Here is a 23,386-nt window from a genome sequence, read left to right on the forward strand (position 1 = left end):
AAATGGACCGTGTCAGGACCGTCAGAAAAGCAGTAATCCCAGTTGCCGGAAACGGAACGAGGTTCCTTCCGGCGACGAAGGCAGTGCCCAAGGAGATGTTGACGATCGTCGACCGGCCAGTCGTGCAGTATGCCGTGGACGAGGCCCGCCAGGCCGGAATCGAGCATATCGTCTTCGTCACCAGCCGGAACAAGCAGGTGATCGAGGACCATTTCGACGACGCGCCGGAGCTCATCTCGTCGCTTTCGCGCTCCGGCAAAAGCGCGCAGATTTCCGAACTCGAGGCCATGTTGCCGGCAGCCGGCTCGGTCAGTTTTACACGTCAGCAGGCCCCCCTCGGCCTCGGGCACGCGGTATGGTGTGCGCGTGACTTGATCGGCGACGAGCCCTTCGCGCTTCTGCTGCCGGACATGGTCTCCTTCGGCGCGCGCGGTTGCATGGCCGGCCTCATGGACCTCTATCACGAGGTTGGCGGCAACGTCGTCGGCGTCGAGCAATGCGCCCCCGAGGAAGCATCGAAATACGGCATCGTCGGCAAGGGCGAGACGGTCCGGCACGGTTTCTCCGTGACCGAGATGGTCGAAAAACCCGCCGCCGGAAAGGCGCCGTCCAACTACTATCTCAACGGCCGCTACATCCTTCAGCCGGAAATCTTCTCGATTCTGGCCCACCAGACGCGCGGCGCCGGCAATGAGATACAGTTGACCGATGGCATGCTGACGCTTTCGCAATCCCAGTCCTTCCACGCGCATCCTTATGAAGGCCGCACCTTCGACTGCGGTTCGAAGCAGGGCTTCATCGAAGCCAATGTCGCCTTCGCCCTTGCTCGTGCGGACATCGGCGATATCGTTTTCGAATCCGTCCGCGACATGGTTCTGTCTCACGAAAGCCGCATCCGGGCGGCATAAGCGACCGCTTCCGGCAGTCCTGCGGGACTGCCGGAGCGAGGACCGGAGAAGAAGATGAACAGAACGGCCCCCATGAAACAAAGAAGCGTTCCATTGAGCAGCATCACGCCCAGCGAAGAACAGTCAGACGGCTTTATCGACCTCGACCGGCTTGTCGCCGCAGTCTTTCGTCGTGCCCGGCTTGTGGCCGCATTCGTCGTGCTCTTCATTGCGCTGGGGGCCGCTTATCTCCTGTTTGCCACGCCCTATTACACGTCGATGACGCAGATCCTTCTCGACGAAAACCTGTCCAAATACGCCGAGGAGGAGCCTGCCCCGGTAAACAGCCAGATGCTCGACACCCAGATTGCGAGTGCGGTCGAGATCCTGAAGTCCGGCGAACTTGCGCTGCGCGTCGTAGACAAGCTCAAGCTTTCGGAAAACGATACCATCCTCAATCCGCCGCGCTCCCCGGTCGACATGGTCAAGGAATGGCTGAAGACGGCAACCGGGCTGTTTTCGGGCGAGCCGGATGTCACCGAGGAGGCAGCGCGCAACGGACGGCGGCAGAAGGCGGCCGCGATCATACAGCAATCGCTCGCGGTCGAGCGTGTCTCGCGCAGCTCGGTCGTGGCCGTGGCCTTTCGCTCGAGCGACCCCTTGCTCGCGGCGACGATCGCGCGCGGCTACGCAAGTGCCTATCTGACCGATCAGTTGAACGCCAATTTCGAGGCGACCGAGCGCGCATCCGTCTGGCTCCAGGAACGGCTTACGGACCTCCAGCAGCGCTCGCAGGCCGCCGCGCTTGAAGTCGCGCATTTCAGGGCCGAGAACGGTCTGACGGCTGCGCGGGGCGAGTTGATGTCCGAGCAGCAGATGGCCGACCTCAACAGCCAGCTCATCGTCGCCCAGGCCGATACGGCAAGTGCGTCGGCCCGCTACAACCAATACAAATCAATCGTCGACCAGGGACCGGAGAACGCGGTCAAGAACGCGACCATTTCCTCCAAGGAGGGTGACAATTCGGTGATCCGTGACCTGAGGACGCGCTATCTCACCGTCGGCAAGCGCGAGCGGGAAGTTTCGGACAATTTCGGCGCCGACCACCCGCAGGCGGTATCGCTCCGTGTCGAGCAGGAGGATGTCGCGCGGCAGATCTACCAGGAACTGCAGCAACTCACTGCAAGCTACAAGAACGAATACGAGGTCGCCCAGTCGCGCGAGGAATCGCTCAGGAAGAGCATCCAGGGCATTGCCGGCAAGACCTCCGACGCCAGCGAGCAACTCGTGCAATTAAGAGAGCTCGAACAGAAGGCCGCGGCTCTGAAGACGCTCTACGAGTCCTATCTCGGGCGCTACGAACAGGCGACGCAGCAGCAATCCTTCCCGATCGCGAAGGCTCGCGTCATCTCCGAGGCCGGCGTGCCCGTGTCGCCGTCGAGCCCCAAGAAAACCATGACTCTCGCGCTCTCGGCCGTGCTCGGCATGATGGTCGGCGGCGCTTACGCGGCCTTCCTCGAATTCCGCGAACGGACTTTCCGCCTGGAGGGCGACATACGCTCGATCCTCGGCCATCGCTCGCTCGGCTACGTTCCGCTGCTCGGAACGCGCATGAAGAAGAAGGCGCAACTGGTCCATGCGCATTTCGGCTCAGTGAAAAGACACGACGAAGCGGTGGACGATACGATGCCGTTCCAACGACTTTCACGTATCGTCGTCGACGCGCCGCGTTCGACCTTCGCGGAGACCTTCCGCAACGCCAAGCTTGCCTGCGACCAGATGCTGGCCGGCAGCGAAAGCCGCGTGATCGCCATTGCATCGGCCCTTCCGGACGAGGGAAAATCGATCATTGCTGCGAACTTCGCCGCACTACTGGCGGCGAGCGGCAAGCGCACCCTGCTCATCGATGCCGATATACGCAAGCCGGGACTGACCCAGATGATCACGCCCGCCCCGCGCACCGGGCTCGTCGAAACGCTGACCGGAGAAGCCACCTGGCCCGCCGGAATCAAGGTGGACCAGCGCACCAAGCTGGCAATCCTTCCGGCCGGCGGCGCTTCGCATCAGCGGCATCAGAGCAACGAACTGCTCGCCTCGCCGGCCATGGCGAACCTTATCGAGAACGCCCGCAACGCCTTCGATTATGTCGTCGTCGATCTTGCCGCACTCGCCCCTGTCGTCGACGCCAAGGCCTTCGCGCCGCTGGCCGACGGCATTCTCTTCGTGGTCGAATGGGGAAGGACGCCTTCGCGGCTCGTACGCGATCTGCTCCACTCGGAACCGTTGATCAACTCGAAGGTGCTGGGCGTCATCCTCAACAAGACGGACATGAACGAGCTCGGCAAATACAGCGACTTCGACGGGGCGGAGAAATATCGCCATCGCTACGGCAAATATTACGTCGAGAATACGATCACGGAAAACACCGCCGCTTGAGGCGACCGCGGCCGCGCCACTTGTGTGCGCGGCCTTTCGCCGTCAGACCCTGCGGCGATCGACGATCCAAGCGGCTGCCATTAACGCAATGACCGCCGTAAGGGCAATCAGTGCCAGCGCGTAGAAGAGCGAATATTCGACCAGCGACGGCAGGATCGAAAGAGCACGCCGCGCCCTGCTTGGCGACCGCCGCCAATCCGGCAGGTCGTCACGGTTGAAAGCCTCCAGCCGGCGGGTAAGAAAGTGCATATCGCGAAAACCGATTGCCAATCGAAGCCATGGAGCGGTCATGCTGCTGAACAACCGTGGCGATAGCGAGGCACTTCAGCGCCCCGAGCCGTCACCCGGCAGTCAATCTTTCCACCATCGGTGGAAGTGATGAACCGGACCGCGCCCCTGACCTATCTCCAGGCTGTCGGCTGCTGAGATTGCGGCATGCAGATACGCCTTGGCTGCGCTCGCCGCTTCGATCAGCGGCACGCCTTTCGCAAGGCCGGCGGCAATGGCTGCCGAAAGCGTGCAGCCGGTGCCGTGGTCGTTGCGCGTCTCGATCCGCCCGGCGGGAAGGCGGACAAGAGTGTCGCCGTCGAAGAAGAGGTCTGTGGCCTCCTGGCCCTTCAGGTGCCCGCCCTTGACCAGAACCGCATGTGCGCCCGTCCGCATGATCGCTTCCGCCTGGCGCGCCATCTCCGCCTTGTCCCCGGCGATTGCGCGCCCGGTCATGAGCGCGGCCTCGGCAAGATTGGGCGTGACGACGAGCGCCAGCGGCAACAGTTCTTCGATGAGCGCGGCAACGGCATCCGGACGAAGCAGCGCATCGCCGGAGGTAGCCACCATGACGGGATCCACGACGGCCAGTTTCCCGAACCGGCGCAATCCATCAGCAATGGCGGCGATCGTTTCCCGACGCGAGACCATGCCGATCTTGACGGCCTTCACGTCGAGGTCGGAGAAGACGGCGTCCATCTGCGCCGACACGATTTCAGCGGAAACATCCTCGACGGCCGTCACACCCCTGGTGTTCTGGGCCGTGATCGCAGTGATGACGCTGGCGCCGTAAACGCCGAGCGCTGAAAACGTCTTGAGGTCCGCTTGAATGCCGGCGCCGCCGCCCGAGTCCGAGCCGGCGATGCTGAGCGCGATCGCCGTCATGCGCAGTCCTCCTTCGCACGAGGGCAGATGATGCTTGCGAGTGGTACGGCAATGGACGTCATCGATCGATCTCCAGACGGAACATCACGGAGATCCAGGAAAAGGCGATGAAAAGGCGAACTTGCCGCTGGCGGCCTTCTTTCCGTTCCTACGCCGGCATGACCCGGATCAGGTTCAAGGGTCCGGCTCAACGCCATCTCAGCACCGTCTAGTGCTCCCCTCGGAATGCGCTATCTATGCGGCTGTAGCAGACCGATGTCAACGCGCCCGCGCAAAGGCTTGTAAGACCTATCTTTTAGGCCAGCCGGCAAAAATATACCCGCAGATTGGCAAGCTATGATGCAGTCATTCCTTCTGCCGCCGTCAATCGCTCGTTTCCTCCTCGAAAACGGCGGAGATTGCGTTATTCTTAGCGAAATTTCGTCGTACAGGAGGGAACACGCCATGAGTCTGCGCATCAACGATACCGCCCCTGATTTCACCGCCGAGACAACGCAGGGCACGATCAATTTCCATGAATGGATCGGCGACGGCTGGGCTGTCCTCTTCTCCCATCCGAAGAACTTCACCCCCGTCTGCACGACGGAACTCGGCGCCATGGCGGGGATCGAGCCGGAGTTCCGCAAACGCGGGGTCAAGATCATCGGCATCTCGGTCGATCCGGTCGAGAGCCACTCCAAGTGGAAGAACGACATCAAGGTCGCGACCGGCTTCGAGGTCGACTACCCGCTGATCGGCGACCGCGATCTGAAGGTGGCAAAGCTTTACGACATGCTGCCGGCCGGCGCCGGAGAGACGTCCGAAGGCCGCACCCCGGCTGACAATGCCACGGTGCGCTCGGTCTACGTCATCGGCCCCGACAAGAAGATCAAGCTGATCCTCACCTATCCTATGACCACCGGCCGCAACTTCAACGAGATACTGCGCGCCATCGACTCGATCCAGCTCACTGCCAAGCATCAGGTGGCAACGCCCGCCAACTGGCAGCAGGGCGAGGACGTCATCATCACGGCCGCCGTCTCCAACGAGGACGCCGTGCAGCGTTTCGGCTCTTTCGACACCGTGCTTCCCTATCTCCGGAAGACGAAGCAGCCAACGGCATAGCAAAACCCGCTGGCCAACAGTCAGTCGTAAGGGCGCGTCAATTCATCAAGGGTTGACGCACCCTTACCGCTTCTTCCTAACATTCTTGTTTAATACCCACAGGGCAGAACCATCCTGCCTCAATCCGCTTTGGCGGTGGAGATGATCTCCGCCAGAACCCCGTGCAGGGCGTCGCGATAGCCGTTGCGTGCCGAGGGGCCGCTTTCATCCGACGTCATGACCACCGTCAGGTTCAGGGACGGCACTATGTAGAGCATCTGGCCGCCATAGCCCCAAGCGTAATACACATCCTCGTCGCCGATCCGGCGCGTGAACCAGCCATATCCATAGCCGTCGCCGGTAAAACGGGAGGCGGTGCGCGGCTGCCAGGAAAGATCGACCCAATCGGCCGGGACGACCTGCCGTCCGTCCGCGGTGCGGCCGCGATTGCGATAGAGCTCGCCGAAGGCAAGCAGCGACCGCGCGCTCATCGCCATCTGGTTGCCGCCGAGATAGATGCCCTGGGGATCCCGCTCCCAGGCACCGATCCGGAAACCCTCGACCGGATCGAGCCATTCGCGCGCAAGCGCCAGTGTCGGCTTGCCGCCGACCTTGGTCAGTATTGCCGAGAGCAGATGGGTCGAGGCGGTCGAATAAAGCATCCGCCCTCCGGGCTCGTCGTCGAATGGCTGTGCCAGTGCGAAACGAACCCAATTACGGCTAGACACCCAGCGGCCGTAGTTCGGTCCGGACATCCGCCCCAATCCCGCCTGCATCGAAAGCAGGTTGCCGATGGTGATGTCGTTGATCCGGGGGTCGGCCTGCGACGGGAGGTCTTCCTTCAGGAGCGGGGCGATCTCTGCTCCGGGCCGTCGAGCAGACCCTTGTCGATCGCGATGCCCACAAGTGCGGACACGATCGATTTCGACGCAGACTTGATGTTGGTCGACTCCGAGGGCGTGTGGCCGCGATAACCCTTCTCGGAGACCGTCTCACCGTCCCTGGCAACGACCACAGTCTTCAGCGGTTTCAACTCGTCCCTGGTCTCCAGGCTCGTCAGCAAGGTGGTGACGGACTGATCCTGCGCGGCTGCCGCCGAGTGGAAACCGAGGAGTGCAAGGAGCGTAATAACGAGCATAGTCATGCGTTCGACCTAGGGCGAACGGCACGACAAGTCATCAAGTGCAATCCAAGCTCACGACGATGTGACCTCGCCGAAAGGTCGGCTACATCGATGCTCCGGGGTTCATTCCCTCCAGATCGCAACATCGACGGGTTTTAGCGTGCGGCCTCCCACGTAGAACTCGGCCGAGGCGCCCGCGGGCACCTCCGCGGGGATCCGGCCGAAATTGAAGGCGAAACGGAGATTGCCACGGCGCGTCACGCGAAGATCGCCGAGGTCGGGCAGGCTTTCCAACCCAGCCCAGCCGAGCGCGTCGCCGATCACCTTGTCGAGCAATGCGCCGTTGGCCGCAACCGCCAGGTAGCGTGCCTTGTCGTTGCCGACGAGCGCCGGCGTGCCGTTACGATACTCCCCGTCGAAGCTTGCGAGAACGGTCTCGTTCGTCCTGACGGTCTCGCGCCAACCGCCCGCCTCGTAGGCCTCGTTGCCATAGAGAACGGTTTCGCTGTGAAACTCCGGCAGCGACTCGACCCGCGAGACGCTGACATCGATGAGCTTCGCCAGCGGTCCTGGTGGTAGTCCCTCGGGGATGTGCATGTCCCTCGTCTTGCTGCCGCTGCGCGCACCGAAGACCACCTTGGCATCCGCTCGCGCGAGCCGCTCCACGAAAGCCTCCTCGGCAATGACGAGATCCGGCGCGAGGATCAGCTTGTATCCGTCGAGGTCCGAGTGCTGGCCGATGAAATCCACATCGACGCCGAGGCGGGCCGCCGTCGAATACCAGTCGAGCGCAACCGCCGAAGCGGAATAGCTCCGCCCCTGCGGCAGGACGCGTGTCGCCCAGCGAGATTCATAGTCGAGAAGAATCGCGACCTGCGCCTTGCCACGCACCTCTCCCTCGGGCAGGCGCTTCATTTCAGCGACGACTTCGGCGACTTCAAGATAGCCCTGATCCGCCTCGCTGTTTGGAAGAAGGAGGCCCGCGTGAAACTGTTCCTGCGCGAAAGGCGCCTGCCGCCAGCGGAAATAGGAGACCATGTCGACCCCATGGGCATAGGCGAGCCACGTCCAGAGCCGCACCATGCCGTCGGCGGGGGACTGGTTGTGCGCCGCCCAGTTCACCGGCCCCGGCTGCTGCTCCATGACCCAGACGCGGCCGCGGCCGACGACGCGGTAGAGATCGTGGTTGAAGGCCGGCTGGTCGGGATCCCCGACCCGGAGATAATGCTCCTTGTCCTTCGCTGCGAGGCGTCCGTTGAGCAGGCCGCCCATCGGATAGACGTCCCAGGAGGCGATGTCGATGTCCTCGCCCACCCTGTAATGATCGAAATCGGTGTTCTGCGACATGAAGTTGTGCGTCACCGGTCGCCCGGGCGAATGCGCCCGGATGATGTCGACCTGCGCCTTGTTGAAGCTCTTCACCTGATCGGAAGAGAAGCGGATGAAATCCACCCCGTGGGTGGGGCTCGGCTCCTCCACGAGATTGTTCGGCAGGTCGATTTCCTCGAAGCTATCGTAGCGCATCGACCAAAATGAGGTGCCCCAGGCGCGGTTCAGCTCATCGATCGAGCCGTAGCGTTCGGCCAGCCACAAGCGGAACGCCCCGACCGCCTCGGCGGAATAGCTGTAGATCGTGTCGTGGTCGCCATATTCATTGTCCGTCTGCCAGGCATGGACATAGATGTGTTCGCCATAGCGGCGCGCCATCGCCTCGGTGATGCGCGCCGCCTCGGAGCGGTAACGCCGGCTCGAGAAGCAATAGTGGCGTCGCGCGCCGAATTTGCGCACCGCTCCGGTCGCGTCCACCGGCAGAATCTCGGGATAGCGGTTCACGAGCCATTTCGGCGGGGCCGCCGTCGGCGTGCCGAGGATGACCTTGAGGCCGGCCTTGCCCAGAACATCGATCGCCTCGTCCAGCCATTCCCAATGAAATTCGCCCGACCGCGGCTCTATTTTCGCCCAGGCGAACTCACCGATGCGAACCCAGGAGAGGCCGAGCTCGGCCATTCGCCGGGCGTCCTCCGCCCATTTCCCGCGCGGCCATTGTTCCGGGTAGTAGCACACGCCGAGCTCAAGCCTGTCAGGCGTCCGTGCGTCGGAGTTGAAGTGATTGGGGCTAGTCAGCGGCATGTGCAAGGTAAAGTCCTTTGTCGTATTTCGATTGTCGGCGGAGAAACCGTCGCGACAATTGCGATCCGGTCTGGCTAATGTAAACGTTTATATTGCGCGCCGGAGCGTTGCGGCATCTTGGCCGGTCATCGTTCCGGCCTCAGCCGGTCGTCCGAGCGCTCGATGAGATCCGGCATCAGGAGCGTCTGCAGGGCCTCGGGCGGTTCTCCCTCCATCCGCCGCAGGATGAACTTGCCGAGCAGCGCGCTCGGCTCGCCGATCGGCAGGTAGTAGCTCGTGATCGGCGGTGCGAAATACTGGCTGACGTTCAAGTCGTCGGTCGCATTGATGACCGCGTCACGCCCATGCACCAGCCCGCGCGCGTGGAAGCCGGAAAAGGCCCCGAGCGCGGTGGCTTCGTTGGCACAGATATAGGCGGTGGGCGGATCGGCAAGCGCAGACATGGTCACCACATTCTCCCGGCCGAATGCCGGCGTCAGCCGACCATGAGCGACGAGGGCGGGATCGTAGGGCAGGCCCGCCTTTTCGAGCGCTTTGCGGTAGCTTTCCAGACGGACGACGCCATAGGCGAACTGCTCTTTCGGATTGAGCAGCGCGATCCGCCTGTGGCCGCGCTCGATCAACCGCGCCATGGACAGGCGGATCATCTGCTCGTTGTCGGCATCGACATAGGCATGCGGCGCATTGTGGATGCTCATCCCGTAGGTCACGAAGGGGAACTCCGCTTCCTGCATCAAGCGGATCCGCGGATCGTCGGCGCGCGTGCCCGAGATGATGATACCGTCCGCCTTCTTCATCGAAACGATCTGCCTGATCGTTTCCTGACTTTCCTGGAAGTCGCGCACGGCATAGAGCGAGACGCGATAGGGGCTTTCTTCCAGCGCCCAGGAAATACCGCTGAGGAGTTGCGCATATTCCACGCCCTCCCATTCGTTTTCCTTCGGGCCCGGCGCCGTCATGATGGCGGCAACCTGATAGGTCTTGCCGGTGCGCAGCTGCACGCCGTGAAGATTGAGCTCGTAGCCCACGCGTTCGGCCGCATCGAGCACGACGGCCCTGGTCTCCGGGCGAACCTGCGGAGAATGCTTCAGGGCCTTGGAGACCGTCGCAATCGACAGTCCCGTTTCCCGCGCTATCGTCTTTATGGTCGGTCGCTGCATGACGGCTTCAACTCTTCACCGGTTTTTCGTCGCGGAGGGATTGCGCCAGCAGCAGATAGACTGCGGACGTCCAGGCGAATGCCCGGTCCCGAAGGCCCCTGCCCGAGCGCGCGTCGAAGTTTTCGGCCATACCGTGTGCGTTGGCAAGTGCACAGAACTTCTGCGCGATTTCCCGCGCCAATGCACCCCCGCCCTGGCGGCGCACTCCATCCCACAGGAGATAGGTCGTCGGCGCCCAGATGGGTCCGCGCCAGTAACCATCGTCCTCGTAAAAGGGACTCCGGGGGCTCTCCGTCGCCGGGCCCCAATCGGTGATGAACGCGCCTTCGACCAGCCGGGCGACGAGCTGGCGGCACATTGCTGCCGGCAAGCGGGAGCCCAGCAGCAGCGGCATGAACTGGATCAGGCTCTCGCCCGGAAGAATTCGTTCGGGATCGGCGGCAAGACGCGCGGCAAAAGTTTCGCCGGTCCAGAGCGTGCCGACGAGGAGCGCTTGAAGTTCGTCGGCGATACGCAACCATCGGGCTGCTTTTCCCGGATCATCCTCCAGCAGGTTGGCAAGCGCCTCGCAGGCCAGGATGAGGAAGACCGGAAGGTCGGGTGACAGAACCGGGCCGCCTTCGGCAAAGAAGCTCGCATTATCCCAGCCGCTGTCATTGCCGTGGAAGTAGCTCGGCAACACATTGTTGCCGGCGCGGCCGTGGGTCAGCCAGTAGGAGACCTGCCTGCCGATCGCATCGCGCAGATAGGCTCGGCGTTCCGGCGTCAGGAAGGCGGGATTATCGCGCGCCATGCAGGAGACGGCCCAGCCGTGAACGGGGGGCTTGGTGAAGGCGAAGAGCGCTTCGCGGTCGTTGACGTAGTCCGGCAGCAGGCCGGAAGCGTCCTGATGGTCGAAGATCGCTGCGAACTGGCCGAAGGCGAGCTCTTCGTCGAAGGCGGCAACGCCGAGGGCCGAGAAGGCATTGTCCCAGCTCCAGATGTTGATCATGCCGTTTTTCGACATGTAGATCGCCGGCCGCGTCAGCACGCCTTCGGCCGGCACGGTGTTCGCCCAAAGGAGATACGCCGCGAGCCGTTGCGCTTCCTCCTGTCCGGGGACACCCGCCGGGATCGATCGACACCACGCGCCGAACTCGGCTGTAACGGCTGCATGTGCCTCCTCGAAGCTGCCGGGTCCTTCTGGCGGCGGGAGGGCGCGAAAGAAATCGACATTGCCCTCGAATGTCCCCTCGCCCGAGAGCGTAAAGGAAACATCGGTGGACCGGTCCCTGTCCCACTTGCCGGAAACGGCGAGTTCACCAAGACGGCCCCGCGGAATGAATTTCACGTTCTCACCCGCTGCAACGAGGCACCATTCGCCGCCGGGCGTGCGGTAGACATAGTCGTAGCGCGATCCTTCGACATGGAAACGCACGCCGGCATTTTCTCCGCGAATGTGCAACCGCTCGCCGTCTCCGATGACGAAGCGGACGATGCCTTCGCCGGTCCGCGCCACAAGCTGATCCGGCGACAGTTGGAAGCGCGTCGCCGCCGGCCGGCCTTCCCCGTCCAGGAACTCGACACGACACAGCCTTCCGAGCGAAGGACGCTCGTCGCCGCCGCTGACGCGTCTGAGGTAAAGCGCACGCTCGCCGTCAAGACCGGGAACACGCATCGTCGACAGCGTCAGGAAGCGCCCCTTTCGGCTGAAGGGAACATGGTCGATATCGAACAGCATTGCCTATCCCTTCACCGAAGAGCCGACGGCTCCATCCATGATATAGCGCTGCGCCAGGAAGAAGAGGGCGAGCGGCGGCAGGCAGAGGATGACGGTGATCGCTGCGATCGAGGTGACGTCGATCTCATGCAGGCCCTTGAACATCGAAAGCCCGAGGGTGAGCGTGTACTTCGACTGATCGTTGAGGAAGATCAACGGCCCCAGATAGTCGTTCCACGCATTCATGAAATGGAAGGTGCCGACCAGCACCAGGGCCGGCAGCATCAGAGGCAGATGGATGCGCCAGTAGATGTCGAAGCTGTTCGCTCCGTCCATGCGGGCTGCTTCGTCGATCTCCATCGGTATCGTCATGATGTATTGGCGAAGCAGGAAAACGAAGAAGGCGTCGGCGAAGTAGGCGGGCACGATCAGGGGTTTGAGCGTGTTGATCCAGCCCAGCATGTTGAACTCCATGTAGAGCGGAATCATCTTCACGTCCCAGGGTATCATCATGGTCGCGAGCAGCAGCACGAACAGGGCGTCGCGTCCGGGAAACCGGAAGCGGGCGAAGCCGAAGGCGACGAGCGAACTCGAAAGAAGCTGGCCGACCGTCGAAAGGACGACGACGATCAGCGAGTTCGAGAGATAGGTGCCGAAGGGCTGCTTGTTCCAGGCGGCTGCAAAATTCTCCCAGTGCCACTCGGACGGCCAAAGGACCGGTGGGAACCGATATAGCTCCGCCGTGCTTTTGACCGCCGTCATGAAAGTCCAGTAGAACGGCGCGATGAACAGGGCCGACAGCAGGATCAGCGTCGCATAGAGGACGGTCTTACGCATCGCGGTCTCCATCGGCCGGCCGGACCTCGCCCTCGTAATAGACCCACGCGGCGGACCAGCGCATGACGACGAGGCTGAGCGTCAACACGATGACGAACATCACCCAGGAGCCGGCGGCGGCGTACCCCATGTCGAAATATTTGAAGGCGTTGTCGTAGATGTACATGGCAAAGAAATAGGTGGAGCCGAGAGGGCCGCCCTTCGTCAGCAGAAGCGCTATCGTCAGCTGCTGGAATGCGGAGATGATCGAGGTGATGAAGGTGAAGATCAGCATCGGCCCGAGCATCGGCAGCGTGATGAACACCATCTGCGCCCAACCCGGAACCCCCGAGACGGTCGCGGCCTCGTAGAGCTCTTTCGGAATGGCCTTGAGACCGGTGAGAAGGATCAGCATCGTACCGCCGAGGCCCCAGAGGCTTGCGACGATGATGGCGACCAGCGCCAGGCTGGGATCGCCGAGCCAGTTCGGTCCATCGATGCCGACGAGCGAGAGCATGAAGTTCAACAGTCCGTATTCCCTGCTGTAGATCCAGCTCCAGATCGTCACAAGCGCAACGCCCGAGATCACGCTCGGCAAATAGAACACCGTGCGAAAGAAGCCGCTGGCGAAAGTCGCATGGTGCAGCAACAGCGCCAGCAGGAACGACATGACGATGTTGAACGGCACGTAGATCGCCGCGAACTTCACCGTGATCCAGAGGCTTTCCCGGAATTGCGGGTCCTCCATGAACATCGAGCGGTAGTTGTCGAGTCCGACGAAGGTGCGCTCGCCGACGACGGGCCAGTCGAAAAAGCTCATCGTCAGCGAGAAGCAGAGTGGGCCGAGGGTGAAGAAGAGGAACCCCAGTATCCATGGGGAGATGAACAGGAAGGGCGCAAGATGCCGCCCGGCATTTGCTCGTCTGCGCCGAACGAACTCCGCCTTCGGTCCCGTATGGGCAGCCATGTCCATCCCCCGCACTCCTTACTTCAGCAGGCGCTTGGAGCGCTTGACCGCATCGTCGAGATGGGCCTTGGCATTGCCCTGGTCGATCATCGTCGCCTCGATGGCGCGTGCCAGATTGTCCTGAATCTTGCCCCAGTTGGCGTTCTTCAGATAGGCGTGCCTTTCGGTGTTGGAGGTGGCGAGAATATCGAAGAAGGGCTTGTACACAGGGTCCTTCGTCATCCCTTTCGCCTCGGCCACGCTCTTGCGCACCGGCAGGTCGTTGACGCGCATCGCGACCGAGTCGGGCGAGGAGAAGAACTTCACGAATTCCCAGGCGAGGTCGGGATGGGCGGCGTCCTTGGCGATGGAGATCGCCGAAACGCCGAGTGCCGAATGGGCGGGACGGTCGCCGAATGTCGGCAGCGGCGCGACGCCATAGCTGAAGCCGGCGGCATCGATATCTGCCTTGTCCCACATGGCGCTCTGGAACATGGCGATCTTGCCGCCCTGGAACAGCGTGTCACCCCCCGTTTCGTCCCCGAGGTGCAGCGTCACGGCTTCCTCTTTCCTGGCCATGTCGGCGAACATGCCGAGCACGGCGGCGGCCGCGTCGCTATTCATGTAGCCATCGATCTCCTTGCCGTCGTCGGAGATGTATTTCGTGCCGTTCGACCACAGGAACTGCTCGAAATCATAGGGGTCCGGCTTGGCGTCGACGGCGAACCCGTAGACCTTGCCGGCCTCGTCGCGGAACTTGGCTGCCTTTGCGCGCAGATCGTCCCAGGTCCAGCCCTCCTTCGGCTCTTCGACACCCGCCTTTGCGAACATTTCTTTGTTGTAGAAGACCACCTGGGTGGTGAATCCCGAGGGCATGCCGTAGGTCTTGCCCTCGATACGCGTCGTGTTCATCAGGCCTTCCGGAAAATCGTCCGGCTTGATCTCGGCCGAATCGCGCGCGATCAGCTCATCGAGCGGCATCAGCGACGTGTAGTATTGCGGGAAGCTCCACATATACATGACATCGGGCGGATTGCCCGCTCCGAAGGCGGCGACGAGCTTCTGGTCGTAACCCTCGGCATAGGGTTCGACCTGAACCTTCACGCCGGGGTGCTTCTCTTCGAATTTTTTGGCGATCGCCTGCTGGATGGCAAGGCTCTCGCCCGTGTCCCAGGTCGCGAAACGCAAGACCTCCTCTGCGCGCGCAGTCGCCGCGCCGGCAACCGACAGGGCCAAAAGCGCTCCGATGATCGTCGTTTTCATATCAGGCATGTCTCTCCTCCAAAACCGGCGCACGCGCGCCCCTTGCCTTCTCGTTATCGATAAGTGCCTTCGTCTCCGGATCGAGCCGCCTCGCGATCGCCGTGCCTTCGGCATCGAACAGATGGCAGTGCTCGGGGGGCAGGCGGAGATGAACTTGATCTCGGCTCGCGACCGGATGGGTGCCGCGCACCACGGCGGTCAGATCACCACCGCCCTCGACACGGATATGAACGTGACTTTCCGCGCCGAGCCGCTCGACGAGCCTCACCGTGCCGGCGAGATGCGCCTCCTCCGGCGGAGTCAATTCGAGCTTGTCGGGGCGAATTCCGAGGGTGACCGGACGATCCCGGTTGAGCGGCTCGGACGAACAGGTATCGAGCGTCACCGGCCGCGATAAGCCGCCTCCGGCAAGCGTCACGCGGGTCGCAACCTGCTCCGCGACACCCGCCGGCAGGAAGTTCATCCGCGGTGAACCGATGAAGCCGGCGACGAAGAGATTTGCCGGACGATAGAACAGTTCGAGCGGCGTGCCGAACTGGCTGACGCGTCCCTTGTCGAGCACCACGACCCGATCGGAGAGGGTCATGGCCTCCACCTGATCATGCGTCACATAGATCATCGTCACGCCGAGGCGTTCGTGCAGCGCCGCCAGTTCGACGCGCATCGTCACTCTTAAACCGGCATCGAGATTGGAGAGCGGCTCGTCTAGCAGGAAGAGCTTCGGCTCGCGCACGATCGCCCTGCCGATCGCCACACGCTGACGCTGGCCGCCGGAAAGCTGGCGGGGCTTGCGGTCCAGGAGCTCCGTGATCCTCAGAATTTCGGCCGCATTGTTGACACGCCGGTCGATCTCGTTTCGCTTCATGCCGTTCAGCGCAAGGCCGAAGGAAAGGTTCTTGCGCACGTTCATATGCGGATAGAGCGCGTAGTTCTGGAAGACCATGGCGATGTCGCGCCTGGCGGACGGCAGATCGGTGATGTCGCGGTCGCCGAGTCGGATCGATCCCCCGTCGAGATTTTCAAGTCCGGCGATCGAGCGCAGGAGCGTGCTCTTGCCGCAGCCGGACGGCCCCAGAAAGCAGACGAACTCGCCGTCGGCGATCTCGAGATCGATGCCCTTCAAAATTTCATTGGTGCCGAAGGACTTGCGAAGATTGTCGATGCGGATTGTGGCCAAGCTCCCCTCCCGGCAGGCGGCTGATCAACCGCTTGCTCATCAGCTTGTTAAACGTTTATATCACCAATAAAAACGTTTAACTTCGTTGTAAAGAGGAAAATTTCCATCAGGCGGCCTTTACCTGCGCCAGCACCGCGTCGAGGGCCTCGAGGAAACGGTCGCAATCGTCTGCGCTGAAGGGCGCAGGCGGCTTGATTTTCAGCACGTTGTGCTGCGGTCCCTCGCTCGACAGCAGGATGCGGTGCCTCTCCTTCATTTCGGCAATGACGAAGTCGAGCTCCGCTGCGGCCGGCTCAAGGGTGTCGCGATCACGCACGAGCTCGATTCCGTTGAAGAGACCGTAACCGCGCACGTCGCCGATGATGGTATGGCGGCTGGCGAGTTCGCGCGCTCCATCCATCAGACGGTTTCCGACGACCGCACAATGGTGCATGAGGCGCTCATCGCGGATGATGTCGAGCACAGCGAGGCCGATCCCGGCCGATACCGGGTTTCCGCCGAACGTGTTGAAATATTCCATTCCATTTGCAAAGGCCGCGGCAATCGCCTCGGTGGTCACCACCGCCGCCATCGGGTGGCCGTTGCCGATCGGCTTGCCCATGGTGACTATGTCGGGCACGACTCCTTGCGTTTCATGCGCCCACATATGACTGCCGACACGGCCGAACCCCACCTGGACCTCGTCAGCGAGGCACAACCCACCGGCCGCACGTACATGCGCATAGGCCCCTCTGAGATAACCTTCCGGGAGCACCAGTTGACCGCCCGTGCCGAGGATGCCCTCGCTGAAGAAGAGCGCGGGTTTGCGCCCTTCCGCCGCCAGAGCATCGATCTGACGCTTCACGTCCTCGGCATATTTGCGCCCCGCGTCTGTATCGCCATAGCGATAGCGTCCACGATAGAGGTCCGGCATTTCGGCGACCCGCACATGGGCCGGCCGCCCTTCCCCGCCCTTGCCCGCGAATTTATAGGGACTGACATCGATCAGGCTTGTCAGATGGCCGTGATAGGCGTGATCGACGGTAATGACGTCGCGGTTGCCGGTATAGGCGCGCGCCAGCCGGATCGCGAGATCGTTGGCCTCGCTGCCGGAATTGACGAAGAAGCAGACGTTCAGCGGATCAGGGAAGAGCGCCGCAAGCCGGCGCGAATATTCCACCAGACTGTCATGCAGATAGCGCGAATTGGTATTGAGCCGCGCTATCTGCATCTGCGCCGCCTTGACGACGCGCGGATGGCAATGGCCGACGTGGCAGACATTGTTGACCATGTCGAGCCAGCGCGTGCCCTCGTCATCGATCAGGTAGGCGCCCTCGCCGGCAACGATCTTGAGAGGCGCCGAGCCGTAGGCGATGCTTAGGGAGCGACCGATGCGGTGCTGGCGTTCGCGCACCAGGAACGCCTTGTCGCGCTCGACGATCACGGACGCCGGAACGGAAAGGCCGAGCACGACGCTCGGATCGGGGCTGATCTCTCGCCAGACCTGCCACTGCTCTTTGACGCCGACGCCGTGCATGCGGCCCTCGAGGCCGAGATGATCGGTGACGATCTGGAAATGCAGATGCGGAACCCACCCGCCGTTTTCGGCGCGATTCCCCATGGCCCCGAAAGCTTCGCCCCTGGCGACCGGCTGGCCGATCGACAGCCGTGAGGCGCTTTCACGGGAGAGATGTCCGTAGAGCGTCCAGAACGTGTCGCCCTCGCCCGTCCTATGTTCGAGCAGAATGGTCGGTCCGAAACCGTAAGGGACCGCGTCGTCATGGTAAAATGCGACCTTGCCGGCGAAGGGTGCATGCACCGGCTCGTTGGCGGGAGCGAAGAGATCGATACCAAGGTGAATCGTGCGGCGCAGGCTTGCAGTCGCCTGGTAAGCGTCACCCTTGTAGACCGCTCTGTCCTCTCCGTAGAGGCCAAGGCCGAAATCCGCCCCCTCCGCATGAATATGTGCTTCGATGCGCGCTTGCGCCACGTCCTTGTCGAGACCTGCCCAGGTCTCGGAGCTGTTCGCGGAAAAATCGAAGACGGCTGGTTTCGGTCTTGCGATGCCCGGCTTGATGACGCCCAAAAAATCATGAGCATTGCTCTCCAGCCACCGCACCACCCGCGCTGCCTTCGGAATCGGTGCAAAACCGCAGGCGTCGCGAAGGCGGGCGATGGCAAAGGGCCGGTTCTCTTGCTCGAGGCGTCTCAGTTCCCGCCAGACGTCCTCCTGGCTGACGAGCAGATAGGTGTTTTCGGGGTTGTCGCGGATCTGCCTCGCCGCCATGCACATGCTGACGGCATAGCGGGTGCGCACGAGATCGAAGATTAGCTCGGCCTCCGTTTCGCCGAGCGGATTGACGCCGTGATAGCCGCCAGCCAGCCGCGAGATGGCGCCGATCGGATCCGGCGAACCGATCAGCGCATAGGCGGAAGCGACGGCCACTTCCACCACGCGATTGCTCTCGACCATATCGCCGAAGTCGAGCAGTCCGCTGACGCAGCCGTCGGCGTCGACGAGGACGTTATAGTCATTGGCATCATTATGGATGACCTGCCGGGGACAAGCCTTAAGGCGCGGCAGCACCGTGGAGACGAAGTGCTCGAGGATCGCGCGAACCGCTCGCCGCTTCTCCATACCCTCGATCAGATCGACATTGGCGAGGTGCATCTCCGCCCGGGCTATATCCCAGGCGTACTCTCTCCTGGCCCCGGGATGAGAGAAACCGGCGAGGCTGCGGTCGAGCTTGCCGAGCAGCGCCCCAAGGGTCTCGACGCTGTTGCTCGAGCGGTCGGCGGCTCGTGCCCAGGTTTCCCCGGGCAGCCACGTCAGAAGACGTGCGACGCGCGCTCCATTGAATTCGACGCGGGTGAACGAGGCGCCGGAGCGGCTCGGCAGGGCCTTCGCGACAGGCAGCTCCGTCGCCTCGCGCGCGAGATGGTCGAGAACCGCGATCTGCATGTCGAGCTCCTCGGGCGCGCCGAGGGCATGAAGCTTCAGCAGGAACGCGCGACCGTCGCTCGCCTGAATGCGGAAATTGAGATCGTGCTCGCCGGGCAGCGCCAGGATTTTTCCCGCGATGCCGTGTTCGGCGGCAAGCAGGGCCTCGATCGCTGCTATTCCCTGCACGTTCTTGATCTCGCTCGTCGTCATCGTTCCACTCGCTTCACCACGATACCGTTCTGCCGTCGAAGGCCCGGAAGCTGCCGCTCTCGGCGAGCCCGGTCCTGTCTACGATCGCCTTCAGGCCCGCGGCACTCTCCGCAACCGGCACACTCGCCTGAGGGCCGCCCATATCGGTTCTGACCCAGCCGGGGTGGAGCGACAGCACGGTGACACCGTGCGGGCGCAGATCCTGGGCGAGCTTGACCGTTGCCATGTTCAGCGCCGCTTTCGAACAACGATAGGCATAGTCTCCTTCGTCGTCGTCGAGCGTGCCCTCGGCAAGCGATCCTGCGCGGCTGCTGATATTGGCGACGATGCGATCGCCGCCAGCCAGGAGATTGCGGAGCAGCGCCCGCACGATCAGGATCGGCGCCAGGGCATTGACGCGCATCACCTCCAGGAAATCCTCGGGCTCCACGGTCGACAGTCCGCCTGTGTCGCCGCGGATTGCGGCATTGTTGATGAGGACATCGATCGGCCGCTCGCCGAGGCTTTCGGCAAGCGCCGCCATCGAGCTGGCGTCCGTGACGTCGAGTATCCGACGTTCGATGCCGGTTTCCCCATTCCCCGCCGAAGGTTGGCGGCCGCAGGCGATCACCCGCCAGCCGGCGGCTGCATATTGCCGTCCAAGTTCCTGACCAAGGCCCCGCGATGCGCCGGTGATCAGCACCGTGCGCGCACCCTCTTCCCCTCTCCTATCGATGCTTGATGTCATATTTCCGCTCGATCATGTTGATGAGGCTCGCCGCCGCGAGCGTCAGGAAGATGTAGAAGATGGCTGCCGAGTTATAGGGCGCAAAGGGCAGGAAACTCGCCGACTGGAACTCGCGCATGCGCTGGGTGATGTCGCGGATCGACAGAATCGACAGGAGCGACGTGTCCTTGAGGATCGCGATCAGCTCGTTGCCGAGCGGTGGAATGATGATCCGGAACGCCTGCGGCAGGACCACCAGCCGCGCCGTCTGCCACCGGTTGAGCCCGATGCTGCGCGCCGCTTCGATCTGGCCGATCGGGATCGCATTGATGCCGGAGCGGAAGATTTCCGCCAGATAGGCGGAATAGGCGAGCGCCATGGCGACGATGCCGCGCATCAGGTTCGGCGGATCGAGCACGCCTTGTGTCGCATCCTTCAGCGCTCCGCTTAAGGGCAGGCCGACATAGAGCACGATCACCAGCATCGGAATGCCGCGAATCGTGTCGACGACGAACTCCGAGCCGATCGCCAGGGGATGACGGCGGTGCAGATAGCCGCCGAAGGTGAGCAGACCGAGGATAATTGCCAGGACGGCGAAAGTGATGCCTGCGGCCCGGTCGCGATCGTTCAAAGCCGCCGTTTCCCAAAGGAGCGGCAAGCCCCCGGGTACGGCTGCCGACGGCAGAAGCGCCGCCGTCACCTCGTTCTTTTCCATCGCCGCGACTGCCTCCGCCGGGCCAAGGAAGGTTCGCACCGCCGCCTCTTCACCGGGCGCGCCCGGATATTGGCCGAAGCGCACCGCGCCTTTGAGGCCGGACGGCGTGTTGCTGACGATCGCGACCGTGCCGTCGAGCCGCCCCGCAAGCACATAGGCCGTGCGAGGCTGCAACAGGAACCAGGCGGCGACGAGCGTCAGGCCGAGGGTCGCGAGCGCGAAGATGATGCTGGTGCGCGCCGTATAATGCAACTGAAGCAATCCGACCCAGATGAGGCCGATGATCGCGGCGAGAAGATAGGCGGCAATGGCGGCGCGAACCGTCGTCGCCACGCCGGCGGCAAAGGCGATATGCGCAATGAAGAGGATGAACAGGAGCCCCGCACCGTTGACGAGGCCGATGCTTAACGCTCCCACGCGGCGCATGATGCTTTCCGGCGTGGATGCCTTGCCGGCACCGAAGAAAAGCATGAAGCCGAGCAGTGTCAGCGCGAAATAGGCCGGAAAAAGCACGGCCTCGATGCCGCGCAGGGTCATGTCCGCGGCGTCCGTGAGTTGCCGAGGGCTAAGCCCCTTCACAACGAGATCGGACGTGAAGGAATCGACGGCATTGGCGACGACCGACGCAAGGTAGGGGTGAACGGCGTCGCTCAGAAGCACGGTGGCCGCCGCAGCGAGATTGAGTACGGCGGCAGCGAGCGCCAGCCGCGGCCGCGGCGCCTTGGCTCGGGAAAAGACGAGAACGGCGACACCCGAGCCAAAGGCGACGAGCAGAGCAAGGAAACCCGGTACGAAGGCGGACGAGCCGTTCTCGACTCCGAGAATGGCTCTCAGCGAACGTTGGTAGTCTCCGGAGGAGGCGAAAAGATAGATGATGAACGGCAGCGCTGTCAGAATGATCAGATTGCTGGGCCGCACGCTTCTCAGGAACGACATTCATCCCTCCCGGGGATCCTGCGCAGAAATTCGGCCCCGGAGCGCAGACCGCTCCGGGGGTGCTCGGATGAGGTTACTTCACGCCCCAGTATTTGTTGACGAGCTGATCCAGCGTGCCGTCGTCGCGGATCATCTTCAGACCTTCGTTGAAGGCGGCGACATTGGCATCGCCCTTGCGGAAGACGAGGCCGAGCGGATCGGATTCGAGATCCCGGATCGCCACCACGAGTTCGCCGACGAACTCGCGTTCGTAAGCGGCAGCATTGGCCCCGTTGATGACGACGCCATCGACATCTTTGTTCTTGAGCGCGATGATCGCGGCGCTGAAGCTGTCATAGGCGACGACGTTTTCTTTGCCGACCACCCCCTCGGCGACCTGCGCATCCGTGGTGTTGGCCTGGGCGGAGAGCTTCTTGCCCTTCGACTTGAAGTCCTCCAGCGACACGCCATGGTCCTCGACCCGCATCAGTACCGCCTGGCTGTTGACGATGTAGGGATCCGAGAAGTCCATGGCCTTCTTGCGTTCCTCGGTAATCGACACGCCCGAGGCAACGAGATCGAAGTTGCCCTGGTCGAGCGCTGCGAAGATGCCGTCCCAACCGGTGGTCACGAATTCCGCCTGACAATTGATCTTGGCGCAGATCGCATTCACCACATCGATATCGAAACCGACGATCTGGCCGGTCGCAGGATCGACGCTCTCCATCGGCGGCGAGGTCGTGTCCGAGCCGACCTTCAGCAGCTTCCCGCCGAGATCGGCGGCCAAGGCCCCGCCCGAGGCCAGAACCGCAACCGCCAGTGCAATCATCAATTTTTTCATATTGTTCTCCTCCGTTGTAAAAGTCGTTTCTCAAACGCTGTGAGGTAGCCGCCCGCCGAGACTGTCGGGCTGCCTCTCGATCAGCCTTGGCCTGAAAACCTGTTTCAACGTCCGCGCATCCTCTCCCGCCATGCGCCGCAGCAGGAACTCCCCGAGGGTTCGCCCGAGAACTTCGATGGGCTGATAGAAGGTCGTGATCGGCGGCGTGAAATAGGCGCTGACATTGATGTCGTCATAGGCGACCACGTCGACATCGACGCCGATCCGCCGTCCACGCGAGCCCAGGCCCGAAAGCACGCCGAGCGTGGTCGACTCGTTGCTGCAGACGAAGGCCGTCGGCGGCCGCGCCGCGTCGAGAAGCCCGAGCGCGCTCTCGCGGCCGAAATGGGTAGAAAGGTCGCCTTCGGCGATCAGATCGTCGGACGGCGATAGGCCCGCCTCGCGAAAAGCCCGCATGAAGCCGTCCACCCTGTCCTCGGCGTAGGAGAGATGCCGGAGCGGATTGACGAGCGCGATCCGCCGGTGTCCGCCGGCAATCAGCCGGGCGGTCGCCGCATGGGCCGCCCATTCGTTGTCGATGTCGACATGCGCGTAGTCGAGGGGCTTCCGACAGCGACCAAGAGAGACGAAGGGAAACCGGCTCTCGACCAGAAGATCGATGCGCGGGTCGTCCGCGCGTATGCCTGAGAATATCAGTCCGTCCGCCAGACCCTCATCGATGATCCGGCGCGCCACCTCGCAGCCGTCCTCCACGTTGCGCACGACGTGGACCGACATGCGATAGTCGCTGCCTTCCAGCGCCTGACTGATGCCGCTGAGGATCTGGGTATATTCGACGCCGTCCCATTCATAGTCGCGCGCAGCCGTTACCGGCATGAGCACGGCAGCCTGGCAGGTCCGGCCGGTCCTCAGCGCCATGCCGCGGGCGTTGGCACGATAGCCGATCTCTGCAGCGGCGCGATGGATGAGCGCCTTCGTGGCCGGCGCAACCATGGGAGAGCCGTTGAGCGCCTTCGACACGGTCGCAATGGAATAGCCCGTAGCCTCGGCCAAAGCCTTGATCCCCGGCCGTGCGCGCGGCGACTGCGTGTTTTCCATGATCGGCCTCCCGACGAAAGCCGTATCAGTTGATAAAAACGATTTCAACGGAAAATATAAACGTTTTTATTCCGTGTTCGCATGACTATATGCGATCGGTGGATAT

The 23,386-nt window shown here is 62.7% G+C and carries 17 protein-coding genes, 1 pseudogene and 1 riboswitch; of the genes and pseudogenes, 3 read left to right on the forward strand and 15 right to left on the reverse strand.

All coding sequences use genetic code 11. The features are described 5' to 3' along the window. Positions 1-2: 2 nt before the first annotated feature. Together PZL22_RS01660 and exoP are read left to right on the forward strand one after the other, a co-directional pair. Positions 3-908, forward strand: a complete 906-nt coding sequence (locus PZL22_RS01660) for a UTP--glucose-1-phosphate uridylyltransferase (protein ID WP_004434891.1) — start codon at positions 3-5, stop codon at positions 906-908. Between the two features lie 54 nt (positions 909-962). Further along, entirely contained in the window at positions 963-3,323 is a 2,361-nt protein-coding gene (exoP, locus tag PZL22_RS01665; RefSeq protein ID WP_033048578.1) for a succinoglycan biosynthesis transport protein ExoP, read from the forward strand. A gap of 42 nt (positions 3,324-3,365) precedes the next feature. Here the strand turns inward: exoP and PZL22_RS01670 are convergent, their stop codons facing one another. Together PZL22_RS01670 and thiD are read right to left on the reverse strand one after the other, a co-directional pair. Continuing rightward, positions 3,366-3,614, reverse strand: coding sequence for a hypothetical protein (locus PZL22_RS01670; protein WP_033048577.1), 249 nt, complete (start codon positions 3,612-3,614; stop codon positions 3,366-3,368). A gap of 60 nt (positions 3,615-3,674) precedes the next feature. Continuing rightward, positions 3,675-4,475: a bifunctional hydroxymethylpyrimidine kinase/phosphomethylpyrimidine kinase gene (thiD, locus tag PZL22_RS01675; RefSeq protein WP_004434882.1), complete on the reverse strand. Its 801-nt coding sequence runs from the start codon at positions 4,473-4,475 to the stop codon at positions 3,675-3,677. A gap of 128 nt (positions 4,476-4,603) precedes the next feature. Further along, positions 4,604-4,706, reverse strand: a riboswitch (TPP riboswitch). Positions 4,707-4,919: 213 nt separating this feature from the next. On the opposite strand from thiD, the gene PZL22_RS01680 reads away from it, so the two are divergent. After that, positions 4,920-5,579 (forward strand): peroxiredoxin, encoded by a 660-nt coding sequence (locus PZL22_RS01680; RefSeq protein WP_004434881.1) that lies wholly within the window; start codon positions 4,920-4,922, stop codon positions 5,577-5,579. A 119-nt stretch (positions 5,580-5,698) separates the two neighbouring features. On the opposite strand, the pseudogene PZL22_RS01685 reads toward PZL22_RS01680, so the two are convergent. The 13 genes and pseudogenes from PZL22_RS01685 to PZL22_RS01745 all read right to left on the reverse strand — a co-directional run bounded on the left by PZL22_RS01685 (position 5,699) and on the right by PZL22_RS01745 (position 23,280). Then, positions 5,699-6,702: pseudogene (locus PZL22_RS01685) on the reverse strand (serine hydrolase domain-containing protein). A 102-nt stretch (positions 6,703-6,804) separates the two neighbouring features. Continuing rightward, positions 6,805-8,817, reverse strand: coding sequence for a beta-galactosidase (locus PZL22_RS01690; RefSeq protein WP_284718421.1), 2,013 nt, complete (start codon positions 8,815-8,817; stop codon positions 6,805-6,807). A 119-nt stretch (positions 8,818-8,936) separates the two neighbouring features. Continuing rightward, positions 8,937-9,971 carry a LacI family DNA-binding transcriptional regulator gene (locus PZL22_RS01695; RefSeq protein ID WP_004434875.1) on the reverse strand — a complete coding sequence of 345 codons (1,035 nt, stop codon included), beginning with the start codon at positions 9,969-9,971 and terminating at the stop codon, positions 8,937-8,939. A 7-nt stretch (positions 9,972-9,978) separates the two neighbouring features. Continuing rightward, positions 9,979-11,691, reverse strand: a complete 1,713-nt coding sequence (locus PZL22_RS01700; protein WP_284718422.1) for an amylo-alpha-1,6-glucosidase — start codon at positions 11,689-11,691, stop codon at positions 9,979-9,981. Between the two features lie 3 nt (positions 11,692-11,694). After that, a complete protein-coding gene (locus tag PZL22_RS01705; protein ID WP_033048574.1) occupies positions 11,695-12,507 on the reverse strand; it encodes a carbohydrate ABC transporter permease in 813 nt (270 codons plus the stop codon). Next, complete coding sequence (locus PZL22_RS01710) at positions 12,500-13,459, reverse strand: carbohydrate ABC transporter permease (RefSeq protein WP_284718423.1); 960 nt, start codon at positions 13,457-13,459, stop codon at positions 12,500-12,502. The genes PZL22_RS01705 and PZL22_RS01710 overlap by 8 nt, the downstream gene beginning before the upstream one ends. A gap of 12 nt (positions 13,460-13,471) precedes the next feature. Continuing rightward, on the reverse strand, positions 13,472-14,704 hold the full coding sequence (locus PZL22_RS01715; protein ID WP_284718424.1) for an ABC transporter substrate-binding protein: 1,233 nt from the start codon (positions 14,702-14,704) through the stop codon (positions 13,472-13,474). Next, complete coding sequence (locus PZL22_RS01720; protein ID WP_284718425.1) at positions 14,697-15,872, reverse strand: ABC transporter ATP-binding protein; 1,176 nt, start codon at positions 15,870-15,872, stop codon at positions 14,697-14,699. Before PZL22_RS01720 ends, PZL22_RS01715 begins: the two co-directional genes overlap by 8 nt. 106 nt (positions 15,873-15,978) lie before the next feature. Then, positions 15,979-19,005, reverse strand: a complete 3,027-nt coding sequence (locus PZL22_RS01725; RefSeq protein ID WP_284718426.1) for an aminotransferase class III-fold pyridoxal phosphate-dependent enzyme — start codon at positions 19,003-19,005, stop codon at positions 15,979-15,981. A 13-nt stretch (positions 19,006-19,018) separates the two neighbouring features. Continuing rightward, on the reverse strand, positions 19,019-19,687 hold the full coding sequence (locus PZL22_RS01730) for an SDR family oxidoreductase (protein ID WP_127598410.1): 669 nt from the start codon (positions 19,685-19,687) through the stop codon (positions 19,019-19,021). Between the two features lie 25 nt (positions 19,688-19,712). Beyond that, complete coding sequence (locus tag PZL22_RS01735) at positions 19,713-21,362, reverse strand: amino acid ABC transporter permease (protein WP_127598395.1); 1,650 nt, start codon at positions 21,360-21,362, stop codon at positions 19,713-19,715. Positions 21,363-21,435: 73 nt separating this feature from the next. Next, positions 21,436-22,182: a transporter substrate-binding domain-containing protein gene (locus tag PZL22_RS01740; protein ID WP_004434846.1), complete on the reverse strand. Its 747-nt coding sequence runs from the start codon at positions 22,180-22,182 to the stop codon at positions 21,436-21,438. Positions 22,183-22,212: 30 nt separating this feature from the next. Further along, positions 22,213-23,280: a LacI family DNA-binding transcriptional regulator gene (locus PZL22_RS01745; RefSeq protein ID WP_004434843.1), complete on the reverse strand. Its 1,068-nt coding sequence runs from the start codon at positions 23,278-23,280 to the stop codon at positions 22,213-22,215. Positions 23,281-23,386 lie beyond the last annotated feature (106 nt).

The organism is Ensifer meliloti (assembly GCF_030064585.1).
Taxonomy (GTDB): domain Bacteria; phylum Pseudomonadota; class Alphaproteobacteria; order Rhizobiales; family Rhizobiaceae; genus Sinorhizobium; species Sinorhizobium meliloti.